Genomic DNA, 20,194 nt, shown 5'->3' on the forward strand with positions numbered 1-20,194 from the left:
GCTAAGGCAAAGCGTCTAAAGCATTAATTTGAATGAAGTTGACTAATTGGCCCTGGCAATCGACGTTTGTTTCTTTTGCTTGGCCTGCTCTGTTAATTTTCTATCACGTACTAAAACCGGCTTTAAATATTGACCCGTATAGCTGGTTTTAACTTCAGCAATTTGTTCCGGCGTGCCGGTTGCAACAATCCGACCACCGCCATCGCCGCCTTCTGGTCCCAAATCGATCAGATAGTCGGCATTTTTAACCACATCAAGGTTGTGTTCAATTATCAAGACCGTATTGCCTTGGTCAACCAATTGTTGAAGTACTGTGAGCAGTTTACGGATATCTTCGCTGTGCAGGCCAGTTGTTGGTTCATCCAAGATATAAAAGTTTTTTCCGCTGGACTTTTTATAAAGTTCCGAAGCTAATTTCATCCGCTGCGCCTCACCACCAGAAAGTGTCGTGGCTGGTTGGCCTAATGATACGTAGCCCAAACCAACATCTTTAATCGTTTGGAGTTTGCGGGTGATTTTGGGGATCGCGCTAAAGAAATCCAACGCTTCTTCCACCGTCATATCCAGCACATCCGCGATATTTTTTCCTTTATATTCAACTTCCAGAGTTTCTGAATTATATCGTTTGCCATGACAAACTTCACATGGCACATAAACATCTGGTAGAAAATTCATTTCAATTTTAATAATGCCATCGCCGTGACAGGTTTCACATCGGCCACCTTTCACGTTAAAACTAAAGCGCCCCTTTTTGAAGCCTCTCAGTTTGGCATCATTTGTGTTAGCAAATAAATCTCGAATATCATCAAACACACCGGTGTAAGTTGCCGGATTACTCCGAGGTGTCCGACCAATCGGTGTCTGGTCAATGTTCACAATTTTTTCGATATTTTTGTAGCCTGAAATGGTTTTATACTGACCCGGTCGCTCAGAATTGTGATTCAACTTTTGGGCCAACGCCTTCTTTAAAATATCATTAACCAGTGTTGATTTTCCAGAACCGGAAACCCCAGTAACAACGATAAATTCGCCTAATGGAAAATCAACCGTTAAGTTTTTCAAATTGTTTTGAGAGGCTCCGGTGATGCGAATCTTTTTGCCGTTACCGGTTCGCCGCTTTTCAGGAACTGGAATGAACCGTTTACCAGCCAAATATTGACCGGTAATTGACTGGGGAGCTGCCGCAATCTGTTCAGGTGTGCCGGTTGCCATGACTTTACCGCCATCACGACCAGCACCCGGCCCAATATCAACAATGTAGTCAGCTGCCCGCATGGTGTCCTCATCGTGTTCGACCACAATCAATGTATTGCCAAGATCGCGCATCTTCTTTAAAGAAGCAATTAAGCGATCATTGTCCCTTTGATGAAGGCCGATCGAGGGCTCATCCAAAATATACAGTACACCCGACAAATTCGAGCCAATTTGGGTTGCTAACCGAATTCGCTGCGCTTCACCACCCGAAAGTGTTCGGGCAGACCTGGAAAGTGTCAAATAATCTAAACCAACGTTTCTTAAAAACGTCAGTCGATCAATAATTTCTTTAATAATTGGTTTGGCAATCATTGAATCTTGTTCGCCAAACTTAAGGCCCTTGAAAAAGTCGAGCTCGGCAGAGACGTCCAGCGCAGAAATTTCAGCAATGTTTTTATGACCAACTTTAACGGCAAGTGCCTTTCGATTCAATCGATAACCATGACAGGTTTGACAGGTTAATTCAGTCATGTAGCTGCCCAAATTATTCCTGGTAAAGTCACTGCTGGTGTTATGATATCGCCGATTAACGTTATTAATGACGCCTTCAAAGGGACCGTCAACATCCCGGATTCCGCCGAAGTCACTTTCCAGTGTAAAGTGAAAGGATTTGGTTTTTGATCCGTAAAGGACAAACTCCCGCTGTTTTTTCGACAACTTATTAAATGGGGTATCCATATCAATCCCCTCGGCTCGACAAGCTTGAGCCAACATATTTGGATACCATTTAGATCCGCTGGGACTCCATGGCGCCAATGCCCCTTGATTCAACGTCTTAGTCTTGTCAGGCACAACGAGATCGGGATCAACCTCAAGTTTCATTCCCAAACCGTCACAGTCAGGGCAAGCGCCCAAGGGTGAATTAAACGAAAATAATCGTGGCTCTAACTCACCAACCGTAAAACCGCAATTTGGACAAGCATAATGTTCAGAAAAAATCATTTGATCACGTTGACCAAGAAAATCAGCAATCGCATAACCACCACTGAGCCTAAGCGCTGCCTCCAAAGAATCTGATAGTCTGGTATTAATACCGTCCTTGACCACAATTCGATCAATCACGATGTTAATATCATGCTTCTTATTTTTGTCCAGTTCAATCGGATCATCAATATCCAATGTTTCACCGTCTACCTGAACTCTAACGAAACCTTCCCGCTTAATTTTTTCAAAAACCTTTTTATGTTGACCCTTTCTACCACGAACAATTGGCGAAAAGATTTGCATTTTAGTTCGTTCTGGTAGCTTCATAATCTGAGTGATCATTTGATCAACCGACTGACTGGTGATGACTGTTCCATCATTTGGACAAATCGGTACCCCAACCCGAGCCCACAACAATCTAAAATAATCATTAATTTCTGTAACTGTTCCGACAGTTGATCGGGGATTTTTAGAGGTCGTCTTTTGGTCAATTGAGATGGCCGGGCTTAAGCCATCAATTGAATCTACATCGGGTTTATCCATCTGGCCTAAAAACTGACGAGCATAAGCAGACAAACTTTCTACATAACGACGTTGCCCCTCGGCATACAATGTGTCAAAAGCCAACGAACTTTTCCCCGATCCGGACAAGCCGGTCATCACCACTAATTTATTTTTGGGGATGGTAACATTGACATTTTGTAAATTATGCGCGCGGGCCCCGCGAATGATAATTTTATCGTTTACCAATTTTTTCTCCTTTAACTAATCTGAGCTTTTAGTTCCATAATGGTATCACGTAACGTTGCGGCTTGCTCGAAATCAAGCTTCTTAGCCGCTTCACGCATTTCTGTCGTTAACCGAGCCAACATATTCTTCTGATCCTTGTCACTCATCTGCTCAAAATCACTTTCAACAAAGTCATCCTTCTTACCAGTATCATCACTGGTTTTAGTTGCCGAAATAACGTCACGAATCGGTTTAATAATAGTCTTGGGCGTAATTCCGTGTTCCTGATTATATTTAATCTGAATCGCTCGGCGCCGTGCGGTTTCATCAATTGCGGCCTTCATTGAATCAGTCACCGTATCAGCGTACATAATCACAGCTCCATGCTCATTTCGCGATGCTCGACCAATCGTTTGAATTAACGATCGTTCATTTCTAAGGAAACCTTCCTTATCGGCATCCAAAATGGCCACCAGCGATACTTCCGGCACATCAATCCCTTCACGAAGCAAATTAATACCCACCAAGACATCGAATTTACCAAGTCTTAAATCACGGATAATCTGCGTTCGTTCAAGCGTTTTAATGTCTGAATGAAGATATTTAACTTTAATGCCCAGATCCTTTAAATAATCGGTTAAATCTTCGGCCATTTTTTTAGTTAAAGTTGTGACAAATACGCGTTCATGTTTATCAACCCGCTTGTTGATTTCGCCAACCAAATCATCCATCTGCCCCATAATTGGGCGAACTTCAACCGTCGGGTCCAATAGCCCGGTTGGTCGAATGATTTGCTGAACAACGTCTTTGGTTTGAGCCAATTCGTAAGGCCCCGGAGTGGCGGACATATAAATGACTTGGTGAACCCGTTTTTCGAACTCCGGCAGCCTGAGTGGTCGGTTGTCCAACGCACTTGGTAGCCGGAAGCCATACTTGACCAGTTGCTCCTTTCGGGCCTTATCGCCATTATACATTCCTCTAATCTGAGGCATCGTCTGGTGTGATTCATCAACGACCAAAAGGTAGTCATCCGGGAAGAAGTCCAAAAGTGTAAATGGTGGTTGGCCGGGCTTTCGTCTGTCCATAAAGCGGGAATAGTTTTCAATGCCACTGGTATAACCCATCTCACGCATCATTTCAATATCATAAGTGGTCCGTTGCTTTAGCCGTTGCGCTTCCAACAACTTGCCTTCTTTTTCAAACTTAGCAACTTGGGTTTCCATTTCCTGCTTAATTTCCGGCAAAGCCAACTTCATGACATCATCGTTGGTTAAAAAGTGGGTAGCCGGAAAAATTGCGATATGTTCACGATCGCCAATGACCTCTCCAGTAAGCGTGTCAACTTCTCTGATTCGATCAATTTCATCCCCGAAAAATTCAACTCGAAAGGCATGTTCATCCCAAGATGCTGGAAAAATTTCAACCACGTCACCATGAACTCTAAACCTGCCCCGTTGAAAATCAATATCATTTCGATCATATTGAATGTCAACCAGTTGTCGCAATAAATGATCCCGTTCAATATTTTGGCCCACTCTTAATGACACAACGTGGTTACGATATTCAGTTGGATCACCTAAGCCAAAGATCGATGAAACTGAGGCAACAACAATGACGTCATTTCGTTCCAATAAAGAACTGGTTGCCGAGTGTCGTAATTGGTCAATTTCATCGTTAATCGAAGAATCTTTTTCAATATAGGTATCACTCGAGGGAACATAGGCTTCAGGCTGATAATAATCATAGTAACTAACAAAATACTCTACCGCATTGTTAGGGAAAAATTCTTTAAATTCACCATACAATTGACCAGCTAACGTTTTATTATGTGACAGGACCAGTGTTGGTTTGTTGACCTGCGCAATTACGTTTGAAATGGTGAACGTCTTACCCGTTCCGGTTGCACCTAACAAAATCTGGGCTTTTTTGCCCGATTCAACGCCATTTACTAACTTCTTAATTGCGGCCGGCTGATCACCGGTTGGCTGATAATTGGAAACCAAATCAAATTTATGATCATTTTCTCTTTCAATCAATCGAATTCCCCCCTGACTAAACTCCATCATCTTCAAGAAGATTAAAAAAGGTCCGAACGATGTTAAACTGCCGTCCGCCCCTTTAAGTAACGTCCACCTAGCTAATTAAAGGCCATTGATTATCCTTAGTTGAGCCAATTATTTCAACGACTTCTCTCAATACACATTCTACCATACGAACATATCTTCGAAAACTATTATTCATCAGAATTTTCATTTTTTAAAACTCTTCTTGTCAATTGCCGCAGCTTTGCCTGGGTTGTAAAATTTTCGGCCAACATTTCCGGAATTACCTTTGAAATCACATATTGAACGCAGTGCATATCCCGATATTGAAGCATCGTTGAGAGACTTTCTTTATACATCTCAGGATAAACGTCTTCCGGATTGCCCTTTTGGATTTCACCAAATGACTCGTAAAGCAGGTCAACTTTGTCGGCAACAGCTAAAATACGGCCTTCCAAAGTATCGTCCTTACCTTCGGAAAGCCGCCGACGATAAGCTTTCTGAAATTCAGATGGAATTTCATTTTGGATAAAATTCTCGGTTAACTTATCATCAACATCCGCCAACATTGACCTTAAAACCGGCGTTGCATATTTAACCGGCGTTTTAATGTCACCGATAAACCGCTCAGTATAATCATGATTTAATGCCTTTTCATAAAGCAATCGCCAGTCAATCTTTTCACCGGCATTCTCTTCAACGTCACCCAGAAATTGAGCGATTTCAGTCACTTTAAATGAGTGTGCAGCAACCGAATGCTGTTCGAATTTAAAGTAACCGGGTGCCCGGTTAATCAACTCTAGTTCTGCCAAACTTTCCAAATATTGGTGCATCCCCATTATTTTCGGCCTCCATCTCAACTAATCTTTTCTACACGAAAGAAGGTCGGAAAAGATTCTTCCGACCTCCCTTCTGTTTATAAATGATATTGTGACATCGTTAATCGTCATTTTTAAGTTAAATCCTTTGATTAACGGGCAGCTTCCGTTTGGCCTTTCGAACTCAGGGCTTCAACATACTTGAAAGCCTGTTGGCCAGCAATGCCGCCGTCACCAACGGCAGTAGTAATTTGACGCAACTCTTTTTGACGAACGTCACCAATGGCATAAATTCCCGGAACAGCGGTTTCCATTTGGTCATTCGTCTTAATCCAACCATCTTCATTTGTAATTTTGAGGTTGGCAAACGGTTCTGTCATCGGTAAAAGACCAACGTAAATGAAGACCCCTGAAGTTTCCAATTCCGAAGTTTCATTGGTTTGGTTATTAACTACCTTAACAGCCGTAACCTTCTTACCATCACCCAAAACTTCAGTAACGTTACTATTCCAGACAAAGTCAATTTTATCATTTTCAAATGCCCGGTCTTGAAGGACTTTTTGAGCCCGCAGCTGATCACGACGATGAATAACTGTTACATGATCAACAATTCCCGCGAGGTAGGAAGCTTCTTCAATAGCGGAATCCCCGCCACCAACTACGACAACATTCTTGTGACGGAAGAACGCGCCATCACAAACCGCGCAGTATGAAACACCCTTGCCACCATATTCATGTTCGCCGGGAATCCCTAATTTCTTATATTCGGAACCGGTTGCGATGATGACCACTTTTGCTTCAAGCTCATCACTATCAGTCTTGACGAGCTTGACCTCGCCCTTGTCTTCAACGGATTCAACCGAGCCGTAAACGTACTCCGCACCAAAGTTAACGGAACTATCGTACATTTGTTGGGCGAGATCCGGACCCATGATTGATTTAAATCCAGGGTAATTTTCAATGGCGGCCGTATTGTTCATTTGACCACCATAAATACCACGATCAACCATAGCGACAGATAGATTGGCACGGGATGCATAAAGTGCAGCCGTCATGCCACCAGGGCCAGCGCCAATCACAACAACATCATAACTTTTAGCCATTCGGATCCTCCTTGTCTAACAATCAATTACTGTTACTAATCTACTATGAAAAAGTAAGCTTGTCCAGTAGAATGATTTTTAGTTTTTAATCTTTCTAAACAACTAATAAATCTATTTTAACCTAGTTGTCAAGATTGTGAAACTCATTTTTTTGATTTTTGATCCTCATCACTCAGCTGCTTGCCAAGTGTCTTTAAATAAGACCGCAGACCAGTGGCAATTTCTGGATGTTGTAGGCCAAAAATAATGTTGGTTTTAAGCCAACTGAGTTTATTACCAGTATCGTACCGTTGACCTTTAAATTCGTGGGCAAAGACCCGTTGAGTTTTATTCAAAGTGTCAATCGCAGAAGTTAACTGAATTTCACCACTGGCATCCGGTTTAGCATTTTCCAGAATTCCAAAAATTTCCGGTGTTAATAAGTATCGACCAATAATGGCCAAATCACTTGGGGCTTTTTCTGGTGCCGGCTTTTCAACAAATTTTTTAACGTTAAATAATCCCGGCTGAACTTCCTCAGAAGGATCGATTACCCCATACTTGGAAATATCCTGATGGGCAACCCGTTTAACAGCCAATGTTGAGGCACCGGTCTTTTGATAACTATCCATCAATTGTTTGGTTAAGGGGACTTTATCTTTCATCACATCATCACCCAACATAACCACAAAGGGTTCATTACTAATGAAGCTTCGCGCCGTGTAAATGGCATCGCCAAGTCCTCTTGGATGTGACTGACGAATAAAGTAGATATTCATATCGTTGGTTTTACGAATTGTTTCCAACATATCTGTTTTATGGCGTTCTTCAAGATTTTGTTCCAGTTCCGGATTGGCATCAAAATGGTCTTCAATAGACCGCTTACCTTTGCCAATCACGATCACAATATCTCGAATGCCGGACTTCTTGGCCTCTTCAACAATAAATTGAATGGTCGGCGTATCGACAATCGGAAGCATCTCTTTAGGGAGTGCCTTGGTTTCCGGTAAAAAGCGGGTTCCTAATCCGGCGGCCGGAATAACAGCTTTGGTTACTTTTTTCTGCATTTGTGTACCTCGTACTTTCTATTCGATTTCAGAACGACCTTCACGGGTCATCAATTGATTAATTGTCTCTTTGATGTCAGCACCATCATATAGGACATGATAAATTGCACTGGTAATCGGCATATCAACTCCCCGCTGCTTAGAAAGTTCATAAGCGGCTCTAGTGGTTGCAATTCCCTCAATTACCATACCCATATTTTTGATAACTTGATCCAACGATTCCCCACGACCTAATTCATTTCCGGCCCGCCAATTTCGTGAATTAGAACTGGTAGCGGTTACGATAATATCACCAACACCTGAAAGACCAATAAACGTTAAGGGATTGGCACCAAAGGAAGTCCCAAGCCGCGAAATTTCTGCCAATCCCCGAGTCATTAGCGCCGCCTTGGCATTATCCTTGTATCCCAAACCGTAGAGTGCGCCGGCACCAAGTGCAATGATATTTTTTAAAGCTGCTCCAATCTCAACGCCAATCACATCGTCACTGGTATAGACCCGAAAATAGTGATTCATAAACAGTCCTTGAATCGTCTTAGCAGCTTTTTGATCATTGCTGGCTAACGTCACCAACGTGATATCCTTAACGGCCACGTCTTCTGCCTGACTTGGACCGGATAAAACGGAAATCGATTGTCGATTCTCGGGAGCAATTTCTTGAGCTAATACCTGAGATAATCGTAAATAGGTTTTTTCTTCAATTCCCTTTGAAGCATGAATAATATTTACTTTTTGATGGCGGGCCTTTAAAATTTCAGCAACCTGGTGGGCAACCGATCTGGTGACTTGTGTTGGAACGACAAATAAAATATAGTCAACACCGTCGATTGCTTCTCCTAAATCATGGTAAGCCTTAATTGATTCCGCAAAGGTAAAGTTTTTAATATACTTGGTGTTTGTGTGCAGATCATTAAATTCCTTTACCTGTTTTTCGTTATACGACCACAACCTGACATGTGACCCATTTTCATCAAGCACACTTGCCAAAATACTTCCCCATGATCCAGCGCCAAGAACCGCAATTTCTTTAGTAGTCATCATTTTCCTCCATTTTTGTTAAATCAACCTTAAAATTGAACATTCAGTGTGTTGCCCTCTAAATACCACGGATTTGTTTGATCACGCCGTCGATAAATTAATACCATTATTGCGCCCACAAACAAAAAAATCGATAAGATTTGAGAAACCCGTAAGTTAAGCAGCATCAAACTGTCCGTTCGCATTCCTTCGATAAAAAAGCGACCAAAGGAATACCACATCACATATCCCAGAAAGACCTCCCCTTGTTTAAACAGCTGTGGATTATGTCGCAGTGTCATCAGTACCAAAAAGCCAAGAAAGCTCCAAACAGATTCATACAAAAAAGTTGGCTGGCGATAAGCCCCGCTGATATACATCTGCGAAATAATAAAGTGAGGGAGGTGAAGTCCCTGAAGGTACGCCAACGAGGTAACTTTGCCAAACGCTTCTTGATTCATAAAATTGCCCCAACGACCGATTGATTGACCCAAAATCACCGTTGGCGCGGCAACATCAAGCATCAGCCAAACCGGAATAAATCGGCGACGGCAAAACCAGATCACCACAATCATTGCCCCAATTAGCGACCCGTAAATGGCAATTCCACCATCCCAGATTTGGACGATTTGATCAAGATGATTCTTATAGTAAGACCATTGAAAAATAACATAGTATAAACGGGCGCAGATCAGTGCGGCCGGCAATGCCCATAAAATCATATCATAAATATTGTCAGGCGCGATTCCCCGCTTTTTGCCTTCTCTAACGGCTAAATAAACGGCTAACATGACACCGCAGGCAATGATCACACCATACCAGTGAACCTCAATCGGGCCTAAATGAAATGCGATCGGATTCAATGCTAAACTTTTAAAACCAAACAAAACTTGCCACTCCTATTTTTCCGAATCGGTTTGCCTTGATGGTTTGCCAATCAGATTTTTATTCTTTTCCTCAACATGCTTTTCTTCGACCTTTTCCTTAGCATCGGTTTGGCTGTTGAGTTTAATCAAGTTGTTCAAATTTCGATCAAACGTTTCAGTAGCATCATATCCCATTGATTCTGCCCGGAAGTTCATCGCTGCTGCTTCAATGATAATCGCCAAGTTTCGCCCAGTTTTAACCGGAATCGTTAATTTAGGAACGTCAACATCAAAAATATGCACATTTTGAGTCCCGTTACCTAATCGATCAAATTTAGCATCTTTTGTATAATTTGCTAAATGAATAATCAAATCCACTTTAGTTTGACTTCTCACAGCACCGGTTCCAAAAAGGGTCATGACATCAATAATGCCAATTCCGCGAATTTCAAGCAAATGCCGTAAAATTGCCGGTGCGGTTCCGACCAACGTCTGTTCGTCCTGCTGGTAAACTTCAACCCGATCGTCAGCGATCAATCGATGGCCCCGTTTAACGAGTTCCAAAGCAGTTTCACTTTTGCCAATTCCACTGTCACCGGTAATGAGAATTCCCAACCCGTAAACATCAACCAAAACACCGTGAAGCGATTTACGCTCAGCTAATTTATCTTCCAGATAATTGGTCATATTACTTAAAATTCGTGACGTCGTTAATTTTGACCCAAGCACTGGAATGTGTTCAGCCTTAGCAGCTTCCAACAATTCCTCTGGTGGGTCAAGCTGCGTTGAGACCACAAAGGCCGGCGTTTGCGGTTGACACATTTTTTTCATGACTTCTAATAAATTTTCGTGAGACATTCCCTTGGAATACGAAATCTCGGTAATTCCAAGTAGTTGGATCCGTTTGGCTGGATAATAATTAAAAAAACCGGTTAATTCAAGCCCGGGTCTGGATATATCACTGGTTGAAATGGATTTTGTTTCCAGATACTCTTTCCCATAATAAACATCTAAGCGGGTATTGGTTACTAAATCCGCAACACTTACACTTTCAGTCAAGAACATCCCTCCTTAATAATCACTACAATTTTATCACTTTTAGACATCCCGCGTCTTTAAGTGGATTGGCAAAATGTCAAAAATAATTTATTAATCGGATCGATCAAAGTATGATGCAATAATGGCACTGACAATCGACATTAAAATAGCAATTAACATTGCCGTCCAAAAAGATGCTAATTCAAAGCCGGTCCCCACAATCCCGGATGTTAATTCCAGCATCGCACCATTAATGACGATTCCAAACAATCCCAAAGTTAATAAATTGATTGGCAGGGAAAGAATCACCAGAATTGGCTTAACCAGCCAATTCAAGACACCTAAAACCAGGGCAGCAATGACGGCCACTTCGGCACTGGCCACATAAAGACTGTTTGGGAAAAAGCCACTAATCGCCATAAATAACAACGCGTCGATCAATACTGTCGATAAAAATCTCAAGATTACCCTCTTTTCTTGTTACGGTTAACGTCCTCTTCCTCTACACCATGAATGACCTTTCGCGATTTTTTAGAGGTGCTTTGATTCTGATAAATTGATTTTAATTGATTAAAAAAGGAAGCTGGTGCGTCTTCTGCCGGGATAATGGCGATCATCACAACGTAGGCCAAAATCGCTGCCATCCCGATTCCCGGTGTCAACATTAAAACAATGTATAAAACTCGAACCAGAGTTGAATTCCAATCAAAGTAGCTTGAAATTCCTCCTAACACACCGGCAATCCAGCGGTCCTTAGATGATCTGAATAGTTTCTTTTTATCACTCATAGAATAACCTCCATCTCAAATTGCCTCTTATGACCTAAGCGTATCAAAAAAAACACGGCAATCAAGTATGCCGCGCTAAAAAATAGATTTTTTTAATTTAATTCAATGATTTTTCCAGTTGCCAGATAAATGGTCCATTCACAAATGTTTGTACTGTAATCACTGATCCGAGATAAGTCTTTGGCAACATTCAGGTACAAAATCGCTGCGTTAACAATCTCTGGATCTTTTGCCATTGCCTGATAACTTGGCGCCGCAATTTCATTATAGTGTTTTTCCACAATCTGGTCGAATCGTTTAGCCGTTTGTTTGGCCCTTTCCTGGTCAGCTTGGCCATATGAACTAATTGACTCATCATATTGTTCACTGACATCCTTTGCCATTGACGCAATAATAGCTTCGACGGCAGCAATGCGGGGTTGGCCTTTAATGCTGACTGTCGATCTGGCAATATTACGCGCGTGATCGCCGGCTCGTTCCAAATCAGTGACTGCTTTTAAAATCCCAACGACTTCCCGTAAATTACCCGTTACGGGTTGGTAAAGCGCAATCATTTCAAATGACCGCTTTTCAATGTAAATCTGTAAATGATTAATTTGGTGGTCATTGGTGATAACCGTTTCCGCTTTATGAACATCATGATCGATAAATGCCTGACCTGCATTAGCCACAGCTTCACCCACCAGTGCCCCGAGTTTCATAAAATCTGCCTTTAACGTGACAATCTCTTCATCAAAAACTTTTCCCATTAAGTCATCCCCTATCCGAATCGGCCACTAACATAGTCTTCAGTTTGTTTTTCGTCAGGATTAACAAACATTTTCGTAGTATCATCATATTCGATAACCCGACCTTCCATAAAGAAAGCCGTTTTATCAGAAATCCTGGACGCCTGCTGAAGGTTATGCGTGACAATAATGATTGTATAATTCTTTTTTAATTCCAGCAACGTATTTTCAATATTAGCACTTGAAATCGGATCCAATGCGCTGGTTGGTTCATCCATCAAAATAATCGATGGCGAAACTGCCAGCACCCTGGCAATACAAATTCGTTGTTGTTGACCACCTGAAAACGATAACGCATTATCGTACAAATGATCTTTAACTTCATCCCAAACAGCCGCCTGTTTTAGACTCCGTTCAACAATCGCGTCAAGCTTTTGCTTATTTTTGACGCCGGCAATTCTTAATCCATAAGTAATGTTGTCATAAACAGAAAATGGAAATGGGTTGGGTTGTTGAAAAACCATCCCGATTTCCTTTCTTAAATCAACCAAGTTAGCTTGTGGTGAATAAATATTTTGATCATGAAACTTAACGGTTCCGGTGATTGTGACACCATCTATCATATCATTCATTCGGTTTAAACACCTCAAAAATGTTGACTTTCCACAGCCGGACGGCCCAATTAAAGCGGAAATTTGATTTTGCTGAAAAGTCATCTGAATATTATGAAGTGCCTGAAAATCACCATAGTACAGGTCAAGATTGCTTACTGAAATAATTGGTTCAACCATCAAAAGATCCTCCTAACCAAAGTTGCCGGAAACATAGTCATCAGTTAACTGAATTTTAGGCCTTGTAAAGATTTTTCGGGTTTTGTTATATTCGATCGCCTCACCTAAATTAAAGAAAACCGTATAGTCACTTAACCGGGCCGCCTGCTGCATGTTATGTGTCACAATAATAATGGTGTAATTAGGTTTTAATTCTCGAAGTGTTTGCTCCAGCTGCGCAGTGGAAACCGGATCAAGCGCACTGGCTGGCTCATCTAACAACAAAACATCGGGTTTAACCGCCAGTGCCCGGGCGATGCATACCCGCTGTGCTTGACCACCGGATAATGCCTGAGCACTTTTATGAAGGCTGTCCTTGACTTGGTCCCAAACAGCCGCTTGTTTCAAAGTTGTCTCTACAACTTTATCCAGTGTCCGCTTATCATGAATCCCTCGTCTCTGCAAAGCAAATGTCACATTGTCATAGATGGATTTAGCAAACGGATTTGGTCGTTGAAAGACCATCCCGATCCGCCGCCGAACTTCGTAAACGTCGATCCCGGGTTGATTAATATTAACCCCTTTGTACAAGATTTGACCATTTACGGTTGCCACATCATCATTCATCCGGTTTAGGGCTCGTAGAAAGGTTGATTTCCCCGAACCGGACGGACCGATCAGAGCTGTAATTGTATTTTTTTTGAATTGAATATCCGCATGATGCATGGCTAGTTGCTTGCCGTAATAGATTTCCAAATCCTTGGTCTGCATCTCAATGTCATTTTCTTCCGGATTAAATTGATAAATAAATCGTTCGTGCTGATTTGTTTCAAATTGCATATTGGATTCTCCCTAATTCACCGAAGTCATCTTTTCAAATACCTTCCGACCGATATAACGGGCAGACAAGTTAAAAACTAGAATGGCCAAAACTAAGACAGCCGCCGATCCAGACGAAACCTTGGTTAAATCTGGCATAATCCCTTCAGAGTTGATTTTCCAAATATGAACTGCCAGTGTTTCAGCGGGTCGTAGCGGACTGAGGGGGCTATCAATATTAAAGGGATTCCAATCGGCAAAGTTAAGGGCCGGTGCGCTTTGGCCAGCTGTATAGATCAACGCAGCCGCTTCTCCAAAGACCCGGCCGGCACATAAAATAATTCCACTAATAATCCCAGGTAACGCAGCAGGAACAACGATGTGAATAATCGTTTCATACTTTGATAGGCCAAGTCCCAAGCCGCCCTGACGCTGGTCATCGGGAACGGCTGCCAGTGATTCTTCAATATTTCGGGTGAGCAAAGGTAAATTAAAAATTGTAAGTGTTAACGCGCCTGAAATAATTGAGAAACCAAAATTATAATGGACAACGAACAATAAAAAGCCGAACAACCCAACAACAACTGACGGCAGGGAGCTAAGAATTTCAATCGACGTCCGAATCATTGCCGTAAACCAATTATCTTTAGCATACTCACTTAAGTATATCGAAGCCCCCAACGCAATTGGTAATGAAATCACCATCGCTAAAATTAACAGGTAAAAAGAATTAAACAGTTGAATGCCAATGCCGCCACCGGCACTAAACGCCTTGGCTGGAGAAGTTAAAAAGCGCCAACTCACATTTGGTAACCCCGTGACGAAGATATACCCAATCAGGAACGCTAGAATCAAAACGACGAATCCGGCGATGGCTTTTAGTAGTAAAATTGCCAATCGACTTTGTTTTTGCATTCGATTCATTTACTAAACGCTCCCTTCCGGCCAATAAAGTGAACCAATAAATTAAAGAATAGCGACATGATTAAAAGGACCAGCGCTAGTGACCACAGGGCATCGTTTTGCAACGATCCCATCACTGTGTTCCCCATGCCAGCGGTTAAAACAGAAGTGAGTGTTGAAGCTGGTGAAACCAAATTAACTGGCATCAGTGAGGCGTTTCCAATCACCATTTGAACGGCCAAGGCTTCACCAAAGGCTCTGGCCATGCCAAACACAATGGCGGTTAAAATTCCGGGGGTGGCGGCTCGAAGCACGACTTTCCAAATTGTCTGCCATTTGGTAGCCCCGAGTGCCATCGAAGCTTGTCGATAATATTGAGGAACCGATTTTAAAGAGTCCACCGTCATCGACACAATCGTTGGTAGAATCATGACGAACAGGACAAATGTGCCGGAAAGAATCCCAAACCCACTGCCGCCAAATAGATGACGAACAAAGGGCACCACAACGGATAAGCCAATAAAACCATAAACCACGGACGGAATACCAACTAATAATTCTGTTACCGGTTGAAGAACTTTGGCACCGCGCTTAGGCGAAATTTCCGTCATATAAACCGCGGTTCCAATAGCAAACGGCGTTGAAATCACAGCAGCCAAAATAGTCACCAGAAACGAACCGACAATCATTGGTAATGCCCCGACCGCAGCATGGCCGCTTGGTGTTTTGGCTCCCGGATTCCAAAGGGTTCCCGCAAAGAAATCGGTCATTTTAATATGATCTTTTAGAAAAGTCGACATTCCCTTTGTGGCAATAAAGACAATGATGCCAATCACAACGGCCATAATCAGTAGTAAGGCTGAAAAGCACATTAATCGGCCAACTCGTTCATAGCGAGCGGTTTTTGATTTTTTAAATAACTGTTTGGCTAATTTTTGATCTTGCATTAGGCGATCCCTGATCCTTTCGAAATTTTCCCCTGCCAAGTTCGCTGGTACTGCATTTCTTTAACTGAAATATAACCAAGCTTATTGAAGAGCGAATGCTGAATATGATCATTTTGAAGGTAATCGAGGAACTTTTTAGTCAGTCCGGTTGGCTTACCGTTCGTATAAATATGTTCGTACGACCAGATTTTCCAACGATTACGTTTAACATTCTGATTAGTTGGCGCGATGCCATCAATTGAAATGGGGCGAACCGACTTGTTAACATAGCCGAAAGAAACATAGCTAACAGCCCCTGGGGTTGAGCCAACGATTTGGCGAACCGTGCCGGAAGAATCCTGCTCCTGAGCAACTGCACTTGAACGGCCCTTTAAGCCATATGCTTCAAAAGTCATTCGAGTCCCACTACCCTGAGTTCGGTTGATTAAAGTAATCGGTAAGTTCTTACCACCAACTTGTCGCCAGTTTGTCACTTTTCCAGTAAAAATCGCAATTAGTTGACGGGTCGTTAACCGATGGATGCCAACGTCCGGATTCACAATTGGTGTGACGCCCACCACGGCAATCTTATGATCCACCAATTTTTTTGGATTAATCCCGGATTTTTCTTGAGCGAACAGATCAGAATTTCCCATCTGAACCGCACCGGATTCAATCTGACTTAACCCCGTTCCGGATCCGCCACCTTGGACATTAATGAAAACGCCTCTATGTTGAGTGGTATATTCTTCACTGGCAGCTTCAACCAATGGCTGCAGCGCGGTTGAGCCAACCGCTGTAATCGACTGCTGATTAGTTGCCTGCTTGCTACGAGTTGTATAAGAGCCAATTCCCGCGATGATCACCGCCACGACCAACAGCCATTTAATTATTGTTTGTTTCCGCATCTGCACTTCCTCCTCAAATCTCCACTACCAATTGTATTAAATCAATGTAAAAATTTGATATTTGAAATGTAAAAGTTATGTAAATCCAACAGGGGGTTCATAAAATTCTCGGACCATCTACTTTTACCCGATACTCAAAAAATTGGTTAAAGACCATCGTCCAAACCAATTTAATTCGTTCAATTATTATCTTTTGACGTCTGACTGGTTGACGCGGTTTTCGCTGGAGTGGTCGATGATGCGTCATTAATTGGAAACTCCACTGTAAAGGTTGACCCAACACCCCGCTGACTTTTAACGTGGATGACACCGCCGATTGAATCCACCAACTCTTTGACAATTGCTAATCCCAGACCAGTGCCACTGACCTTTTGCTTAGTTCGTGAATCATCAGCTCGATAAAACCGTTCGAATAATCGGGAAACATCTTTTTGTGCAATGCCAATTCCTGTATCACTCACATAAAGCTGCCAAAAACTGTCATTAGCAGAATATTTAACCGTTACTTGACCACCTGAACGATTATACTTTACTGCATTGCTGACTAAATTTTGTAAAATTCTGGTTAATAATTTTGAATCAATTGTGACACTTGCTTCAGCCGGAACTTGATTAACTAATGTGACCTCACGAAGCTTCGCCATCGACGTGTAGCCTCTCAGTAAGTTATCAACAAATTTCTTCAATTCAATTAACTGAGGTTTCTTCGGCGCCCCATTTTGGATATGTGAAATTGTTAAAACATCTTGAATCAACGAAGTCAATTGGGCACTTTGTTGATCGATAATTTTTAAAAACTCAACTAAGGTCTTGCGATCATCCATCGCACCTCCCAATAGCGTCTTCGCAAACCCTGAGATCGCTGTTACCGGCGTTTTTAATTCATGACTGGCATTTCTCAAGAAATCAATTTGCATCTGCTTCACATTAATGATATCTGAAATGTCATACATGATCACCGATACGTGAAAATCATTTTCCAGTTGATTGTAAATGACACTCGTGTCCCAAGTTGCCGGTTGATCACCCACACTTCTAATTTCGGCATGCTGCGACTCATGATCATCAAAGGTTCGTTCAATCATCGAAATCAATTGATAATTGCGAATGTCTTGGGAGTAAGAATGGGGTTGGTTCAGGATGCGACGACCAATCATCGATGCCATTTGATGATTAGCAAAAATCACATCTTGACTGGAATCAATCACCATGATGCCAACGGGCAAGCTTGACAAAATCGTTACCAATTCTGTGTTGCTGTTCTTGATCGTTTTATTTTCATCTTGTTGCCTTGACTGCAATTCTGTCAGTTGGTCGGCAATCTGTTTATATGGGTTGCCTGGTCTCACGAACAGTGGCGCCACCGGCTGATGGGAAACAATATTTTTAGCCATATATTCTAACTGTCGGCGAACTTTTTCATTTTTTCGAAAGTCGATAGTTGCCTGAATAATAGCTAAAACAAGCCCTAAAGCAACTACCAACGAAAAAAATAACCATTCCCGATTATTCTTCAAAAACCCGTAGAATAATGTGACCGTTGTGAAGATACTTAGCCCAAGAATGACTAAGATTTGTTGGTACGCTTTACTCAGCGTCATCATCTCCCGTTGAAAATTCATAACCAAATCCGCGAACGGTCTTCAAATACTTTGGCTGCTTAGGATCTGGTTCAATCTTTTCTCTAAGATGAGCAATTTGAATATCAACCATTCGGCTTTGCCCCGAATAATCAAATCCCCAAACGCCCTGAAGCAGTTGGTCCCGACTTAACACTTGATTTTCGTGGCCTACAAGATATTGCATTAATTCAAATTCCTTCGGCGTTAATTTTAAATTTTTACCATTTGCACTGACTTTATATTGTTTATGGTCAATTGTAAATGGGCCAGCTACTTTTACTTCAGCGTTTTTGCCTGTTGGGGTAGTATCTGTCGATGTTTCGCTTTTTTCGTATCTCCTCAAAACCGCATTTATTCGGGCAATAACTTCTCGCGGACTAAATGGTTTGGGGACATAATCGTCCGCACCCATTTCCAAGCCGAAAACTTTATCGAATTCGGTATCCTTAGCGGTCAGTACGATAACCGGTGTGTCATTTCGATCCATGCGGACCCTTTTTAACACTTCTTCACCACTCATTCCCGGTAACATCAAATCAAGTAAGACAATGTCATAATGATGACTTTCAATCATCGAAAGTGCATCGGTCCCATTAGTAGCACTTTGAACCTCAAAATTAGCCTGCTTCAAATTATATTCAAGTAGCGTTACAATTGCTGGTTCATCATCAACGACTAACACTTTTTTCAAGGGAAGCTCCTCCTATGTTCACTTATTCAATGGCTTGTGAATACGTTTTAACACCAATTTCATGGGGCGAATTTTTAAAAATTGCCGATTCTGTCATCTTAAGCTGATCATGACGATCTCTGACTTTAAATCGACAATACGTGGGGCTCGTCGATAAAGCTCGATAAAATTGATCTTCATTGGTCACTTGAAGATCATTAACCGTTAAGATGACATCACCAACTGATAAATTCATTTTGGCTGCCGGCGTACCGGGCTGAATCCCAATCACCCGAATGCCATCCATCACTTCGCTATACTCAAAGGATTGCTTTCGGTCACGATGCCTGACCACCAAAATAACCAAATAATAAATTAATAGTAACCCAATCATGGCTGGTAAAATAATCTCACGGTCAAAGATCGCCCCAATGACCATTAAAACACCAATTCCAGCGACCACGACCATTAATTTACCCAGATTTCTAAAAAATTCCCGAGGATTACTTTTTTTCACCGTCAATTTTAAGCCAATCAACAGTGGCATCACTAGGATTACAAACGAATGCCCATTAACTTGAAAGAGTGGGATTCCCGGCAAATTAAGCTTAAACCAATCTCCCGGCAGCAAAATTAAAAATGGCATGATGGTTAGTTCATTAAACGGATAAACAGCCACTTTATTGTGACGCTTATTTCTAGAAATTGCCGGTGAATCAAAGCGGCCGGCATTTTCACGAACAAACAACCCAGTTAATAAAATAGTTAATGTTAAAATGGCTAAATAATTAACCGGGTTGACAGCTTGAGCTGAAAGGCCAAGCTTAGCCAACCAACTTTCAACTCCTTGAAGTTGATCAATTCGTGGACTTATCAATGATAAAATTCCCGTGATTCCCACCAACGTAACGCCGAAGAACTGCCAAGGAATGAACACTAATGTCAATAAACTCAATCCTTCGTAAAGAATCAGCCATTGAACGGAAAGGTTCAGCAAGCAACTAAAAATAATTGAGGTGCCGATTCCTAAGATCAAGCCACTCCTCAAGAAATGGCGTCCCTCATAAAAATCTTCATAAATTGCAGAACTGAAAATGTGGCGCTCACGCCTTATCCGATTTGTATGTATCAAATAAGCTCGAATGACACCCACCCAAAGAATTGGTTGGCCAATATAAAAGCAAACTGCTAATAAAAATTTCATAAATTTTCCCTCATTAAGC

At 41.9% G+C, this 20,194-nt stretch carries 19 protein-coding genes; all 19 read right to left on the reverse strand.

From position 1 onward, the window contains the following. Positions 1 to 42: 42 nt before the first annotated feature. Positions 43 to 2,928: an excinuclease ABC subunit UvrA gene (gene uvrA / locus ED605_RS12465; protein WP_121979216.1), complete on the reverse strand. Its 2,886-nt coding sequence runs from the start codon at positions 2,926 to 2,928 to the stop codon at positions 43 to 45. Positions 2,929 to 2,939: 11 nt separating this feature from the next. Beyond that, positions 2,940 to 4,943, reverse strand: coding sequence for an excinuclease ABC subunit UvrB (uvrB, locus tag ED605_RS12470; RefSeq protein WP_121979217.1), 2,004 nt, complete (start codon positions 4,941 to 4,943; stop codon positions 2,940 to 2,942). A gap of 197 nt (positions 4,944 to 5,140) precedes the next feature. Continuing rightward, positions 5,141 to 5,788 carry a YfbR-like 5'-deoxynucleotidase gene (locus tag ED605_RS12475; protein WP_121979218.1) on the reverse strand — a complete coding sequence of 216 codons (648 nt, stop codon included), beginning with the start codon at positions 5,786 to 5,788 and terminating at the stop codon, positions 5,141 to 5,143. Positions 5,789 to 5,919: 131 nt separating this feature from the next. Further along, a complete protein-coding gene (trxB, locus tag ED605_RS12480) occupies positions 5,920 to 6,870 on the reverse strand; it encodes a thioredoxin-disulfide reductase (RefSeq protein WP_121979219.1) in 951 nt (316 codons plus the stop codon). A gap of 143 nt (positions 6,871 to 7,013) precedes the next feature. After that, positions 7,014 to 7,916, reverse strand: a complete 903-nt coding sequence (galU, locus tag ED605_RS12485) for a UTP--glucose-1-phosphate uridylyltransferase GalU (RefSeq protein ID WP_121979220.1) — start codon at positions 7,914 to 7,916, stop codon at positions 7,014 to 7,016. 18 nt (positions 7,917 to 7,934) lie between these two features. Next, entirely contained in the window at positions 7,935 to 8,954 is a 1,020-nt protein-coding gene (locus ED605_RS12490; RefSeq protein ID WP_121979221.1) for an NAD(P)H-dependent glycerol-3-phosphate dehydrogenase, read from the reverse strand. 29 nt (positions 8,955 to 8,983) lie between these two features. Continuing rightward, the gene (lgt, locus tag ED605_RS12495) at positions 8,984 to 9,820 is read right to left on the reverse strand and encodes a prolipoprotein diacylglyceryl transferase (protein WP_121979222.1); all 837 of its coding nucleotides are present in this window, start codon (positions 9,818 to 9,820) and stop codon (positions 8,984 to 8,986) included. Between the two features lie 12 nt (positions 9,821 to 9,832). Beyond that, positions 9,833 to 10,858: an HPr(Ser) kinase/phosphatase gene (gene hprK / locus ED605_RS12500; RefSeq protein WP_191981376.1), complete on the reverse strand. Its 1,026-nt coding sequence runs from the start codon at positions 10,856 to 10,858 to the stop codon at positions 9,833 to 9,835. 90 nt (positions 10,859 to 10,948) lie between these two features. After that, on the reverse strand, positions 10,949 to 11,299 hold the full coding sequence (locus tag ED605_RS12505; RefSeq protein WP_121979224.1) for a phage holin family protein: 351 nt from the start codon (positions 11,297 to 11,299) through the stop codon (positions 10,949 to 10,951). Positions 11,300 to 11,301: 2 nt separating this feature from the next. Beyond that, complete coding sequence (locus ED605_RS12510; protein ID WP_121979225.1) at positions 11,302 to 11,625, reverse strand: PspC domain-containing protein; 324 nt, start codon at positions 11,623 to 11,625, stop codon at positions 11,302 to 11,304. A 92-nt stretch (positions 11,626 to 11,717) separates the two neighbouring features. Continuing rightward, entirely contained in the window at positions 11,718 to 12,374 is a 657-nt protein-coding gene (gene phoU / locus ED605_RS12515) for a phosphate signaling complex protein PhoU (RefSeq protein ID WP_121979226.1), read from the reverse strand. Between the two features lie 11 nt (positions 12,375 to 12,385). Continuing rightward, complete coding sequence (pstB, locus tag ED605_RS12520; protein WP_121979227.1) at positions 12,386 to 13,144, reverse strand: phosphate ABC transporter ATP-binding protein PstB; 759 nt, start codon at positions 13,142 to 13,144, stop codon at positions 12,386 to 12,388. A 12-nt stretch (positions 13,145 to 13,156) separates the two neighbouring features. After that, complete coding sequence (pstB, locus tag ED605_RS12525) at positions 13,157 to 13,963, reverse strand: phosphate ABC transporter ATP-binding protein PstB (protein ID WP_121979228.1); 807 nt, start codon at positions 13,961 to 13,963, stop codon at positions 13,157 to 13,159. A 12-nt stretch (positions 13,964 to 13,975) separates the two neighbouring features. Then, entirely contained in the window at positions 13,976 to 14,857 is an 882-nt protein-coding gene (pstA, locus tag ED605_RS12530) for a phosphate ABC transporter permease PstA (RefSeq protein ID WP_370825200.1), read from the reverse strand. A 5-nt stretch (positions 14,858 to 14,862) separates the two neighbouring features. Then, positions 14,863 to 15,792, reverse strand: coding sequence for a phosphate ABC transporter permease subunit PstC (gene pstC, locus ED605_RS12535; RefSeq protein ID WP_121979230.1), 930 nt, complete (start codon positions 15,790 to 15,792; stop codon positions 14,863 to 14,865). Further along, the gene (locus ED605_RS12540) at positions 15,792 to 16,679 is read right to left on the reverse strand and encodes a phosphate ABC transporter substrate-binding protein PstS family protein (protein WP_121979231.1); all 888 of its coding nucleotides are present in this window, start codon (positions 16,677 to 16,679) and stop codon (positions 15,792 to 15,794) included. The genes pstC and ED605_RS12540 overlap by 1 nt, the downstream gene beginning before the upstream one ends. Positions 16,680 to 16,858: 179 nt before the next feature. Further along, complete coding sequence (locus ED605_RS12545; protein WP_121979232.1) at positions 16,859 to 18,280, reverse strand: sensor histidine kinase; 1,422 nt, start codon at positions 18,278 to 18,280, stop codon at positions 16,859 to 16,861. Next, on the reverse strand, positions 18,267 to 18,992 hold the full coding sequence (locus ED605_RS12550; RefSeq protein WP_121979233.1) for a response regulator transcription factor: 726 nt from the start codon (positions 18,990 to 18,992) through the stop codon (positions 18,267 to 18,269). The genes ED605_RS12545 and ED605_RS12550 overlap by 14 nt, the downstream gene beginning before the upstream one ends. A 22-nt stretch (positions 18,993 to 19,014) precedes the next feature. After that, entirely contained in the window at positions 19,015 to 20,175 is a 1,161-nt protein-coding gene (locus tag ED605_RS12555; protein WP_121979234.1) for a PDZ domain-containing protein, read from the reverse strand. Positions 20,176 to 20,194: the final 19 nt, after the last annotated feature.

Source organism: Lentilactobacillus raoultii, from assembly GCF_900411375.1.
GTDB classification, from domain to species: Bacteria; Bacillota; Bacilli; order Lactobacillales; family Lactobacillaceae; genus Lentilactobacillus; species Lentilactobacillus raoultii.